Here is a 12,515-nt window from a genome sequence, read left to right on the forward strand (position 1 = left end):
GAGAACTGGTGCGATTTATTCTGTCTGCGCTTGCTGCGGCGGCCGGTGCCGTGCTTTTGACGATTGGGCTGCTGCAGTTCTCGGAGGCGGCCGCGATCGATTCGATTACGGCCAGCGGCGAATCGCAGTCTGATGCGCCGGTGATGGTGCTTGATGAAAAGGTGCTGTCATCGCACGCAGGGGCGCAGTCAATCGTAATTTCTGGTGACGGTCCGATCGTCGTGGCCATTGGTCGCACGAATGATGTGCACGGTTGGGTTGGTGAGGCCAAGCATGACGCGATCAGTGTCGGACCGAGTGTTGACGGGCATCCCGATCAAGAATCACTGGAGTTCACTGTCACCGGTTCTGAAACGGAAGTGCCAGATCCGCTCAATAGCGATCTGTGGATGGAAACGATCGAGGGCGATGGTGAGCTCACGATCAACACCGTGGTGGCTCCCGGTTATTCGATGCTGATCGCTAGCGACGGTGCGCATCCGGCACCAAATAAGGTCGCCATCACCTGGCCATTCGGAGGGTACGCACCACTTTCGGGGCCGTTGATTGTTGCGGGGGCGGTGCTGCTGCTGGTGGCAGGACTGTTGCTGTGGTGGGCGCTTGCCGGGCGTCGACGCGCGCAGCGTCGCGCGGTGGTTGCGCCCGTGGCGCCAGCTAAGCCCGTGGACGCTGCGCAGCGGGAACATGCCGCTCGCGACCACGAGCAATGGACGGCGGTGCAGTGGGACGACGAGTTGGCCGAGAGCGTCGTGGCCGCTGCCGCGGCCGCGCAGCGTGATCACGAGATTGACACCGAGCTTGAATCAGCGCCCGATCTTGACCTTTCTGAACCATTCCAGCCGCGCAATGCCGAGGAAGAGCCGCTGCCGACCTCAGAGATTCCGATCATCCGCAGTGCTGCACCGGAAGCGAACGAACAGGATGCGCCGACCGACGACGCTGAACCGGCCGTGATTGATGAACCGGTCGTGGTTGACGGACCGGGTGCACAGGATGCGGCCGAGTCGGTTACCGATTCCGCAGCGCCCGTGGCTGAGCCGGAACCCCAAACCGAGCCACAAGCCGAGCCCGAGCCCCAAACGCAGGCCGAATCCGGTGCCGAACCCGAACCTGCCGACAAACCAGAACCAGCCGGCGAAACCCCCGCCGCACCCAGCTCTGACGACGATGAATCGAAGTGGAAACGTCCTCGCGGCCGTAATCGCTCGCAGGCGCCTAAACGGGTGTTCTTTGTGGCGCCCGCGCTGCTTGTCGGAGCACTCACACTCGCCGGCTGTGCGCCGCAATACTGGCCGCAATCATGGACCGGCACCGAAATCGCCCCCACCGGCACCCCGACTTCTGAGGCAGATGCGGCCATCATCGACGAGGGTGCGCACTATCCGGTGCTCTCGGTAGAGCGGGCCGACAAAATCATTGCTGATGCTGGGGAACGCGCCAAAGAAGCCGACAAAAACCGCGACGCGAAGCTGCTCGAGCCGCGCTTTACCGGTGATGCTCTCGCCGAGCGCAAGGCACTGTATAAGGCCCAGAGCGCCGATGGTGAGCTCCCCGGGCCGGTGCCTTTTCCCACGGGCAAAGTCGCATATTTGATTCCGGATGCGACGCAGGAGTGGCCGCGCACCGCATTCGCTGTGGTCAACGCCACCTCCGACGGTTCGGCCGATGCCGTGCCGTTCGGCGCCATGCTGGTGCAGCAGTCACCGCGCGAGGGATATCGAATCACTTCGCTGGTGCAATTTGAACCCGGCGTGCAACTACCCGATGCCGCACCGGTTGAGATCGGTGCCACGCCGCTACCGGAGTTGGCAGACGGACTCGCCCAGAACCCCGACGAAATTGCCGCAGCCTACGCCGACATTATCGCCAAGGGCGATAAGTCGGAGCACGCCAAGAATTTCACTGCTGAACACGACTCATTGCGCAAACAGGTGAACGATGACTATCGCAAGAGTGAGCGCGACGGGCTTGATGCCGAGGTCGCCAAGCTCGACTTCAGCTATGCGGCGAGCGATAGCGAACCGGTCGGCGTAACCGCACTCGATGGTGGTGCAATCGTGGCGGTTTCGATCCACGAAACCGAAACGCTCAGCGCCGTTAACGACCGCTCACGTATATCGGTGGCTGGCCGCACGGCCGCGCTCGCGGGCACCGACACTTCAGAGTTCGGTTTTGAACGGGTCTACACCGACCAGGTCTTGTTCTATATTCCCTCGAAGGCAACCGGTGGCAAGGTGTCGTTCCTCGGCACTTCGCAGGCGATGACCAGCGCACGTCAACTGACAAAGGATGAGGTCAATACGAATGGCTGATGAACAGGTAAACGACCGCTCGGCAGCGATGGCCGCAAGCGGGGGAGCGGTTGATCTGAGCACGCTTGCTGGCGCTGCAGGCGCGCAGGAAGCTCAGGCTCAGCCCCAGCAGCCCGCGCCACAGCCGGCTGGCGCATCCCAGCACCCGGGCCAGCCCGGCGGCTCGCAGCAGATTCCGCTGCCGGATGTGGTTATCGAGGGCTCCGACACCGAGCTCGAGCAATTTGCGCAGCTGTCGAGCCTGCTGCCCGTGCTGGTGCAGATGCACGCGGGATGGTCACACGAATCGACCGAGCTGGTGCCGGTGCTCGAACAGATTGTTCGTGCCGCCAATGGCCGCATCGCACTGCTGCGCATCAACCTTGATGCACACCCGCATCTTGGCCGACAGCCGCAGACGATCGCGCTATTTGGTGGCCAGCCGATGCCGCTCTTTAATGGCAACCCGCCGCGCGAACAGATCGAACAGCTCGTGGCCGAGCTGATCCAGGCGGCCGCTCAGCGCGGTATGACCGCAACTATTGCCACCGGAGCAGCGCCGGAAGAGTCTGCCCCCGAACCCGAACTGCCGCCGCTTCACCAGGCGGCACGGGATGCGCTTGAGCGCGGCGATATTGCTGCCGCGCAGCAGGCCTATGAAAAAGCCCTCGCCGAACAACCAGGCGATGATGCCGCTCGCACCGGGCTGGCGCAGGTGAGGCTGCTGGGCCGCCTGCAGGGCAAAACGCTTGCTGAGATTCGTGAGCGCGCGGCCGAAAATCCGAACGACCTCGAAGCCCAACTTGAGGTTGCCGACCTCGACCTTTCGGGCGGGCACGTCGACGACGCATGCAACCGACTGCTGTCGCTGTTTAGCAGCGTGGATGCAGTTGGCAAGACGGCGATTCGTGAGCGACTGCTCGAATACTTCGAGGTGGTCGGTAATGAGGATGTGCGCGTGCAGCGGGCTCGGCAGCAGCTGACAAACCTGCTGTTCGCCTAGTTCGCAGCTGAACGCAATTGGGCCGGTTCCGCATCCAACTCGCGGAACCGGCCCAATTGTTTGCGAGCGACTGCGGTCGCTCGTCGACCAATTGCCGGGCTAATCGATCGGCTTCAAGAACGTCGCGCCCAGCGGCGGGATGCGCAGCGCCAGCGACTGCGCGTGGCCCTGCAACGGCATCGCCGAGTCGGTCAGCAGATCGCTCGGGTTCACAACCCCCGAGCCGCCGTAGCGCAGATCGTCCGAGTTGAGCACCTCGCGCCAGGCACCGCCGGTGGGCACGCCGATGCGGTAGTCGTCGAGTGCCGAGTTCGAAAAGTTGTACACGCACAGCAGTTCGCCACCGGAACGGTCGCGGCGAATGAAGGTGATAACACTGTGCCCGGCGTCATCGGCTGACCCCCACTGCAGCCCCGCGGGATCGTTGTCGAGCTCCCACATGGCTGGGGTGTTGCGGTAGAGCTGGTTGAGGTCGCTCACCCACCGCTGGATGCCCGCAAAAGTGGGATTTTCGAGCAGCCACCAGTCGATGCCGCGCTCTTCGCTCCACTCGTTGGGCTGGCCGATTTCCTGCCCCATGAACAGCAGCTGTTTGCCGGGGTGACCCCACTGGTAGCCGTAAAACACGCGCATGTTTGCGGCTTTCTGCCAGTCGTCACCGGGCATCTTTGTCCACATCGAGCCCTTGCCGTGCACCACCTCGTCGTGTGAAATCGGCAGCATGTACTGCTCGCTCCAGGCATACACGAATGAGAAGGTGAGGTCGCCCTGGTGGTAGCTGCGGTGGATGGGGTCGCGCGAAATATAGCGCAGGTTGTCGTTCATCCAGCCCATGTTCCACTTGAGGCCGAAGCCGATGCCTCCCCAGTCGGTGGGGCGGGTGATGCCCGGGAAACTGGTGGATTCTTCGGCGATCATCACGATGCCGGGGTAGAGCTTGTAGGCGGTGGCGTTGACCTCTTTGAGGAAGTCGATGGCCTCGTAGTATTCGCGGCCGCCGTCAGCGTTCGGGAGCCATTCATCCCGCGAGTAGTCGCGGTAGATCATCGACGCGACCGCGTCGACACGCAGCCCGTCGATGTGAAACTCCTCCAGCCAGTACAGCGCGTTGGCGACCAGGAAGTTGCGCACCTGGGAATTGCCGTAGTTGAACACCAGCGTGCCCCAGTCGAGCTGCTCGCCCAGACGCGGGTCGGGATGCTCGTAGAGGGCTTGGCCGTCAAACCGGGCGAGACCGAACGAGTCTTTCGGGAAGTGTCCGGGCACCCAGTCCATCAGCACGCCATAACCGGCCTGGTGCAGCCGGTCGATCAGGTAGCGCAGTTCGTCGGGTGAGCCGAGCCGGGAGGTGGGCGCAAAATAGCCGGTGACCTGGTAGCCCCACGAGCCGCCAAAGGGGTGTTCGGCCAGCGGCATGAACTCGACGTGCGTGAAACCGGTTTGGTCGAGATAGTCGATGAGTTCGTCAGCGAGCTCGACGTAGCTGAGCCCCGGTCGCCACGACATGGCGTGGAGCTCGTACACGCTCATGGGCGAGTTGTGCGGGTCGGTGGCGGCGCGCCGGTTCATCCAGTCGCTGTCGTTCCACTCGTATTCGTTGGTGGATGCGACAACGGATGCGGTGTGTGGCGGACGTTCGGCGTGACGGGCCATCGGGTCGGCCTTATCGATCCAGACGCCTTCGGCGGTGAGGATCTGAAATTTGTAGGTGGCGTGTGCGCTGACGCCGGGGATGAATAGCTCCCAAATTCCGCCCTCGTTGAGGCGGCGCATAGCGTGCTTTGCACCATCCCAGTCGTTGAACGAGCCGACCACTCGCACTGCGGCGGCATGCGGGGCCCAGACGGTGAACGAGGTGCCGGCGACCGCTTCGTGGGTGCCCCAGTGCTCACGCACATGCGAACCCATCACTTCCCAGAGCCGTTCGTGCCGGCCCTCGCCGATGAGAAAAAGATCGAGGTCGCCGATGCTGGGTAGGAAACGGTAGGGGTCATCTTCGAGGTGCTCGACGCCATCGCCATATTCGGTGGCGATTTGGTAGTCGTCGAGGCCATGGATGTGGGTGCCCTGCCAGATACCGTGCGCGAGGTGTGTCAAGGGGACCCGCTCACCGCTGGTAGCCAGTACGACCGTAACCGACTCGGCCAGCGGGCGGCGCACTCGCAGCACTACCGGGGCCGCGGTGTCACCCACCGCATCGGTGGGGTCGAGCAGGTGCTGACCGAGCACACCGTGCGGGCCGCTGTGTCGCCCCTCACCGAGCGCGAGCAGCTCGGCGTCGGGGATGAGGGGAGGGGTGAGGTTCGGTGTTGTGCTCATGGGAGTCCTCTCGTCAGCATCTGACTTCAGGCTAGCGTTCGCAGTTGAGCGCCGGCCGACCACGATTGCAGCCGCCCGGCGCTCGGTTAGGGATGCGTATTAGTGCTTTACGCGCAGGATGTGGGCTTGGCCGGGGCCGAGGCGAATATAGTTCGCGTCGTGCCACTCCCAAACCGAACCAGACAGCAGATCTTCCACCAGGAATCGGCTGCCGGGCACGAGTCCGAAGCTGGTGAGGTCGAGGTGCAGGCTCGATTCGACCGTGTCGCGGAAGTTAAGGTTGACGACCACGATGATCGAGTTCGGGGCGCCCGATTCGGTGTGGGCACCGGCGAGGTGCTTCGAAAAGGCGTAGATCTGGTCGGTATCGGCGTAGTGCGCCACATAGTTGCGCAGCTGGGCGAGCGCCGGTTGGCTGTGGCGGATTTCATTGAGCCGGCGAATCAGCGGTGCAATTGATTGCCCGGTGGCTTCGGCGGTTTCCCAGTCGCGCTGCTTGTACTCGTATTTTTCGTTGTCGATGTTCTCTTCTGAGCCGGGGCGGGCAACGTTTTCGATGAGTTCAAAGCCCGAGTACACTCCCCAGTTTGTGCCGGCCATCGCCCCGATTACCGCGCGTGCTTCGTAGGCGGGGCGGCCGCCGTGCTGAAGGTATTCGGTGAGGATGTCGGGGGTGTTCACGAAGAGATTGGGGCGCATGAATGAACTGGTTTCGTGTGAAATCCAGTTCATGAACTCGTGCAGCTCGTCGCGGCTGTTGCGCCAGGTGAAGTACGAGTACGACTGTTGGAACCCGGCTTTGGCGAGGGATGTCATCACGGCCGGTCGGGTGAAGGCTTCGGCGAGGAAGATCACCTCGGGGTGTTCGGCATTGATTTCGTGAATGAGCCACTCCCAGAACTGCAGCGGCTTGGTGTGTGGGTTGTCGACGCGGAAAACTTTTACGCCGTGCTCGATCCAGAACTGCACCGTCTCGAGCACCTCGGTGTACAGACCGTTGCGGTCGTTATCGAAGTTGAGTGGATAGATATCCTGGTATTTTTTCGGTGGGTTTTCGGCGTAGGCGATACTGCCGTCGGCGAGAGTGGTGAACCATTCGGGGTGGTCGCTCACCCACGGGTGGTCTGGGGTTGCCTGTAGCGCGAGGTCGAGTGCGATCTCGAGGCCGAGTTCTTCGGCGCGACGGCGGAAGGCAACAAAATCGTCAATGGTGCCGAGGTCGGGATGCACATCCCGGTGCCCACCGGTTGCGGCTCCGATTGCCCAGGGTGAGCCGGGGTCGTTGGGCCCGGCGGTGAGGGTGTTGTTCGGGCCCTTGCGGTTGGTGAGCCCGATGGGGTGAATCGGTGGCAGGTAGACCACGTCAAATCCCATTTGGGCGACCCCGTCGAGACGCTTGCTGGCGGTGGCGAAGGTGCCCGAGGTCCACGATCCGTCGCCGTTGGGGCGGGCGCCTTCAGAGCGCGGGAAAAACTCGTACCAGGCACCGAATCCGGCGCGCAGGCGCTCGACTTTGAGCCCGCGCTCGGCCGACTTTGTCACGAGCGACCGCACCGGGTGTTCGTGCAGGTGGCGCTGGATGGCTGCGGTGGTGAGCGCTGCCAGTCGGGTGTTTGCGGGGATGGAAGTGTCGCGGGCCTGTTTGATGGCGTCGCGCAGCTGCTCGGCAATGGTCGGAGCGGCAGCGAGTGTTTCGCGGTTGTCGGCCGCTCGCTCAACGACGCGGGCGCCCTCTTCGAGCATCAGTTCCACATCAATGCCGGCGGGCACCTTGATAGTGGCGTTGTGCATCCAAGTGGCGTAGTCGTCGCCGAACGCCTCCACATACCAGTGGTGGTCGCCGGTTTCCTGCACCTGGACGGTGGTCACCCACTCATCGAGACCCGGGCGACCCGCGTGCATCCGAATGCGACGTGATTCGCCGTGCGGATCAGTGAGCACCAGCTGCGTACCGATTACGTCATGTCCTTCGCGGAATGCGACACATGAGAACGGCACCACTTCGCCCTGGTAAGCCTTGGCGGGGAAGAGGTTGTCGGTGATCTGGGGGCGCAGCTCAAGGATCGGAATGCGCCCCATTACCGGCTCGTATCCGCTGCCGGGGAATGCCGCATTCGGTTCGGTCGCTGCGCTCGTTGCGGGGCGGTTCAGCGAAAGACGGGGATGGAACTGGTTCGATGCAGGTGTTTCAGCCACGGTTTCGACGCTAGCAAGTTCGGGTGACCGCGCATGGGCGCTACCTGAACGCGCACTATGGCAACTGGATCGGTGCGGTGTTCCCGGTGATGGCGCGGTGGCGCACGGCGTAAACCCGCATCGAGGGGCCGGTAACGTGCATTCGCTGGCCGGGCGCGGCGATTGCCATCGAATCGGTGTGCAGGTGCTGCACATCATCGACGGCCGAGTCCCACAGCAGTCGGTATTCGGCAATACCGTCGATGTTTGGAAGCCGGAAGGGCGCCGGGTCGTTGACGCCGTGCACCAGGATGAGCAGCCGGTCGACACCTTCGGCGAGTTTCATCGAGGCGAGATATTGCACCGAACGGGTTTGTGGTGAGTTCCACTCCCACTCGGGCATAGTTTCGCCGAGCGCGTCGAACCATTCGAGTGTGGTGGAGTGGTCGCTCAGCTCGCGGCCGTGGTTGTAGTTCGTGGGGCGCAGCACCGGATGCTCGGCACGAAGTTTGAGTAGCAACCGCACGTGTTTGATGCGCTCGCGGGCCTGCTCATTCCAATCCCAGTGCACCCACGAGAGTTCATTGTCTTGGTTGTAAGGGTTGTTGTTTCCTCGCTGCGTGCGGCCGAACTCGTCGCCAGCGGTGATCATCGGTACCCCGGCCGAGATGAGCAGCGTGCCAAAAAGGTTACGCACTGCCAATCGGCGCAAAAAGAGTGTCTGCTCGTCGGTGGTGTCTCCTTCGTAACCAAAGTTGTACGAGTGGTTGTCGTTGCTGCCGTCACGTCCGAGCTCACCATTGAGCAGATTGTGTTTGGTGTTGTAGCTCACCAGGTCTTGCATGGTGAACCCGTCGTGTGCGGTGACAAAGTTGATGCTCGCCACCGGGCCGCGTTCGTCGGCGAAACGGTTGGATGAGCCCGCCAGCGCGGTTGCCAGTTTGCCGACGCCCTCGCGGTGGTGGCCGGTGATTCGGGCCTGGGCAAAACTCGAAACCCAGAACCGGCGCACGCGATTGCGGTACTGGTCGTTCCACTCCGACCATCCCTGTGGGAAATTGCCGGTTTGCCAACCTCCGAAGCCCACATCCCAGGGCTCGGCAATAATTTTGGTGTCGGCCAGCCGCGGGTCAGAAACGATTGCCTGCAGCAGGGGATGGTCGCGGTGATATTCGTGGCGTTCGTCGCGTCCGAGCGTCGGTGCGAGGTCGAAACGGAACCCGTCAACGCCGAACTCCTCGTGCCAGTATCGCAGCGAGTCGATCACCAGCTGTTGCACCACCGGCTGTGAGGTGTTTACCGAGTTGCCGCATCCCGTGACATCGTTCAGCCGACCGTTTTCACCGAGCCGGTAGTAGACGGCATTGTCGATACCGCGGAAAAGCACCTGTGGGGCGTTGTCGTGCTCGTCGGCGGTGTGGTTGTACACCACATCGAGGATGACCTCGAGACCGGCTTCGTGGAACGTGCGCACCATTTGCTTAAATTCGCGCGCAATTGCTTCGGGTCCGGCTTGGCGGGCGGCTTCGGATGCATAGGGTGCGTGCGGTGCAAAAAAACCGAGCGTGTTGTAGCCCCAGTAGTTCGTGAGTTGCTGCTGGCGCAGGTGTTGCTCGCTACCGAACGCCTGCACAGGAAGAAGCTCAACCGCAGTGACACCGAGGTTTTTGAGATGTGCGATGACGTGTTCATTGGCCAGACCGGCGTAGGTGCCGCGCAGCGGTTCGGGCACGAACTGTGCCAGCTGCGTGTAACCGCGCACATGGAGTTCGTAGATGACCGTGTCACGCATCGGGGTGTTGGGGCGAGGCGTTTCACCCCAATCGAATTTGTCATCGGCCACCACCACGGCAACCCAGCGGGGAGTGCTGGCGCTACCGATGTTTTCGACGTGGCGAGCGTAAGGGTCGAGGCTCGTGGTGAAGCGATCGAAGCGATGCTGTTCGCCCTCGGGGCCATCAACCCGCAGCGCATAACGGCGGCCGGGGCGCAGTTCGGCGGTGGTGACCTCCCAGGTTTCGCCGCTGCGCTGCATGGGCAGCGAAAACTGTTCGGCGCCGCCCTCGAAGAGCACGAGATCCATCGCGGTGGCGTGGCGGCTCCACACTCGCAGGCGGCCGCCAAACTCGGTGAGCGTAACGCCAAGATCGGCAAAGTCTGGTGTGGTCATGAAAATCCTCAGCACGTCACGGCCAAACTGCTCGGCCGTCAGCGGACACCGCAAGAGTTTAACCGGCTCGAGGTGTCAGAATGTCATGCATGGTTGCTTATCTTGACTACGCCGCGACCGCACCGATGCATCCGGCTGCAAAAGCCGCGCTGGTAGCTGCGGTTGATCAGATCGGAAATCCGGGGTCGATCCACACGCACGGCCAACACTCCCGTCGGGCCCTGGAGCGTGCCCGTGCCTCGATTGCGGCTTCGCTCGGAGCCGAGCCCGTCGAGACGATCCTGACTTCGGGCGGCACCGAGAGCGATAACACCGCAATTCAGGGGCTGTGGCATGCACGCAACCGCGATGCCGAGCGGCCACGCATCATCACCACCGCAATCGAACACAATGCGGTGCTCGACACGGTGGCCTGGATGCGCGACCACCACGGAGCCGAGGTGGTGATCGTGCCGGTTGACACGACCGGTGTGATTGACCTGGATGCGCTGGAGCGCGAACTTGACGATCGCACGGCACTGGTGGCCATGCTGCACGTCAACAATGAGATCGGCACGGTGCAGCCGGTGCGCTCGGTCGCCAAGCTTGCGAACGCGGCCGGAGTGCCGGTGCACATCGACGCGGTAGCGAGCTACGGCTCGCTGCCGGTGTCGCTGCACGAGTGGGGTGTGACTTCGGTTGCGGTTTCGGCGCACAAGGTTGGCGGCCCGGTGGGAATTGGCGCGCTGGCACTGCGCCGCGGCACCAAACTCGACCCGCTCATCCACGGTGGTGGACAGCAGTACGGGCTGCGATCGGGCACCCAGAACATGGCCGGCGCGGTAGCTTTCGGTGCCGTTGCCGAGCTTATTGCTGATGAGCAGTGGCTGGCCGAACATGCTGCCCGAGTGCGTGAGCGGCGCGACCGGATGATCGAAATCGTGTGCCAGGCGGTGCCCGATGCGACGCTCACCGGCGCCGACCCGGACGGGATGCTCAACGACAGTGGCGTCGAGGTTCCGGCGCGAGTGCCCGGCAATGCCCACTTTTTATTCCCCGGCTGTCAGGGCGATTCGCTCGTGTACCTGCTGGATATGGCAGGTGTTTCGGTATCAACCGGTTCGGCATGTCATGCCGGTATTCCCGAGGCGAGCCACGCGGTCATTGGCTGCGGCTACCAGAACGAGCAGGCGCTGGGCGCGCTGCGGATGACCGTGGGCGAGCAGACCAGCGACGACGAACTCGAAACGCTCGCCAAAGTGCTGCCCGAGGCGTATGAGCGCGCGCGCAAGGCAGGTTTTTCGTACCGCGAGGTGTAGCGGCTCTTACACTGGTACCCATGAAGGTACTGGCGGCAATGAGCGGTGGAGTCGATTCATCGGTGGCAGCTGCGCGCGCCGTCGACGCGGGGCACGATGTGGTTGGTGTGCACCTGGCACTCTCTCGCGCCGGTGGCACCATGCGCGCCGGATCGCGCGGTTGCTGCACCATCGAAGATGCGGTGGATGCGCGCCGAGTTGCGGATGAGCTCGACATTCCCTTCTATGTGTGGGACTTTTCGGAGCGGTTCCGCGAAGACGTGGTCGACGACTTCATTTCGGAATACGCCCAGGGGCGCACTCCCAACCCGTGCCTGCGCTGCAATGAAAAGATCAAGTTTGCGGCTCTGCTCGAAAAAGCGCTCGATCTTGGTTTCGACTGCGTGGTCACCGGGCACTATGCCAGGTTGATTGAGCAGCCCGATGGTACTCGTGAGCTGCGCCGCGCAGCCGAACACGATAAAGACCAGTCATATGTGCTGGCGGTGCTGAATGAGCAGCAGCTCCAGCACTGCTGGTTCCCGCTGGGTGATGACGAGTCGAAGGCACAGGTGCGGGCGGAGGCCGAGCGCCGCGGCTTTGTGACGGCCAATAAACCCGATAGCTACGACATTTGTTTTATCCCCGATGGCGACACCCGCACCTGGCTGGGCGACCACATCCCGATGCGCCCGGGCGCCATCGTGGATGCGGACGGTAACCAGATTGGTGAACATGCCGGCGCCGCCGCCTACACCATCGGGCAGCGTAAGGGCCTCAATATTGGTCGGCCGGCTCCCGATGGCTCGCCGCGATTTGTGCTCGGTATCGACACCGAACGCAACGAGGTGACGGTGGGATCGAGGGCTGCACTCGCGATCGGCGAGGTTTCGGGGCAGCGGTTCAATTGGGCCGGACCAGCACCGCAGGCCGATCGTTTCGACTGTCTCGTGCAGGTGCGCGCGCACGGCGAAGCGGTGCCGGGGGTGTTCATTCGACGTGTCGCCGAGATTTCCACTCGTCCCGACGCGACCGAACCCGGAGCGGAGGTGGCGGTGAGGCTGGCCGATCCGATTCACGGTGTGGCTCCGGGGCAGACCGCAGTGGTGTACGACGGCGAGCGTGTTGTGGGGGCCTTCACCATCGACCGAACTGAGTCGGCTGTCGAAACCGGCGAATCGGCGCCGGCAGCCTGACCGCGGCTGCCGAGCGGACGTTTGTCGAGCGCCAAGCGGCAGCGAAACTTGTCGTGGGCCCGACTAGACTTGGCCGAGCGTGGC

7 protein-coding genes are annotated in these 12,515 nt (G+C 63.1%); 4 read left to right on the forward strand and 3 right to left on the reverse strand.

The window, feature by feature from the left end; genetic code table 11:
• Positions 1-8: 8 nt before the first annotated feature.
• Positions 9-2,312 (forward strand): hypothetical protein, encoded by a 2,304-nt coding sequence (locus PV375_RS00445; protein ID WP_332105669.1) that lies wholly within the window; start codon positions 9-11, stop codon positions 2,310-2,312.
• Entirely contained in the window at positions 2,305-3,294 is a 990-nt protein-coding gene (locus PV375_RS00450) for a tetratricopeptide repeat protein (RefSeq protein ID WP_332105670.1), read from the forward strand. The genes PV375_RS00445 and PV375_RS00450 overlap by 8 nt, the downstream gene beginning before the upstream one ends.
• Before the next feature lie 99 nt (positions 3,295-3,393).
• Here PV375_RS00450 and glgB read toward each other — a convergent pair whose 3' ends face one another.
• The 3 genes from glgB to glgX all read right to left on the reverse strand — a co-directional run bounded on the left by glgB (position 3,394) and on the right by glgX (position 9,958).
• Complete coding sequence (glgB, locus tag PV375_RS00455; RefSeq protein WP_332105671.1) at positions 3,394-5,613, reverse strand: 1,4-alpha-glucan branching protein GlgB; 2,220 nt, start codon at positions 5,611-5,613, stop codon at positions 3,394-3,396.
• Positions 5,614-5,712: 99 nt separating this feature from the next.
• Positions 5,713-7,692: an alpha-1,4-glucan--maltose-1-phosphate maltosyltransferase gene (locus tag PV375_RS00460; RefSeq protein ID WP_332105806.1), complete on the reverse strand. Its 1,980-nt coding sequence runs from the start codon at positions 7,690-7,692 to the stop codon at positions 5,713-5,715.
• A gap of 172 nt (positions 7,693-7,864) precedes the next feature.
• Entirely contained in the window at positions 7,865-9,958 is a 2,094-nt protein-coding gene (gene glgX, locus PV375_RS00465) for a glycogen debranching protein GlgX (RefSeq protein ID WP_332105672.1), read from the reverse strand.
• A gap of 89 nt (positions 9,959-10,047) precedes the next feature.
• On the opposite strand from glgX, the gene PV375_RS00470 reads away from it, so the two are divergent.
• Positions 10,048-11,256, forward strand: a complete 1,209-nt coding sequence (locus tag PV375_RS00470) for a cysteine desulfurase family protein (RefSeq protein ID WP_332105673.1) — start codon at positions 10,048-10,050, stop codon at positions 11,254-11,256.
• 20 nt (positions 11,257-11,276) lie between these two features.
• Positions 11,277-12,431, forward strand: a complete 1,155-nt coding sequence (gene mnmA, locus PV375_RS00475) for a tRNA 2-thiouridine(34) synthase MnmA (protein ID WP_332105674.1) — start codon at positions 11,277-11,279, stop codon at positions 12,429-12,431.
• Positions 12,432-12,515 lie beyond the last annotated feature (84 nt).

This window comes from Gulosibacter sp. GYB002 (genome assembly GCF_036577665.1).
GTDB classification, from domain to species: Bacteria; Actinomycetota; Actinomycetes; order Actinomycetales; family Microbacteriaceae; genus Gulosibacter; species Gulosibacter hominis.

What these genes read in the sequence shown, in the direction of transcription:
- PV375_RS00450 (WP_332105670.1), top strand. Translation starts at nt 2,305, where the DNA reads ATGGCTGATGAACAGGTAAACGACCGCTCGGCAGCGATGGCCGCAAGC.
- glgB (WP_332105671.1), bottom strand. Translation starts at nt 5,613, where the DNA reads ATGAGCACAACACCGAACCTCACCCCTCCCCTCATCCCCGACGCCGAG.
- PV375_RS00460 (WP_332105806.1), bottom strand. Translation starts at nt 7,692, where the DNA reads ATGGGGCGCATTCCGATCCTTGAGCTGCGCCCCCAGATCACCGACAAC.
- glgX (WP_332105672.1), bottom strand. Translation starts at nt 9,958, where the DNA reads ATGACCACACCAGACTTTGCCGATCTTGGCGTTACGCTCACCGAGTTT.
- PV375_RS00470 (WP_332105673.1), top strand. Translation starts at nt 10,048, where the DNA reads ATGGTTGCTTATCTTGACTACGCCGCGACCGCACCGATGCATCCGGCT.
- mnmA (WP_332105674.1), top strand. Translation starts at nt 11,277, where the DNA reads ATGAAGGTACTGGCGGCAATGAGCGGTGGAGTCGATTCATCGGTGGCA.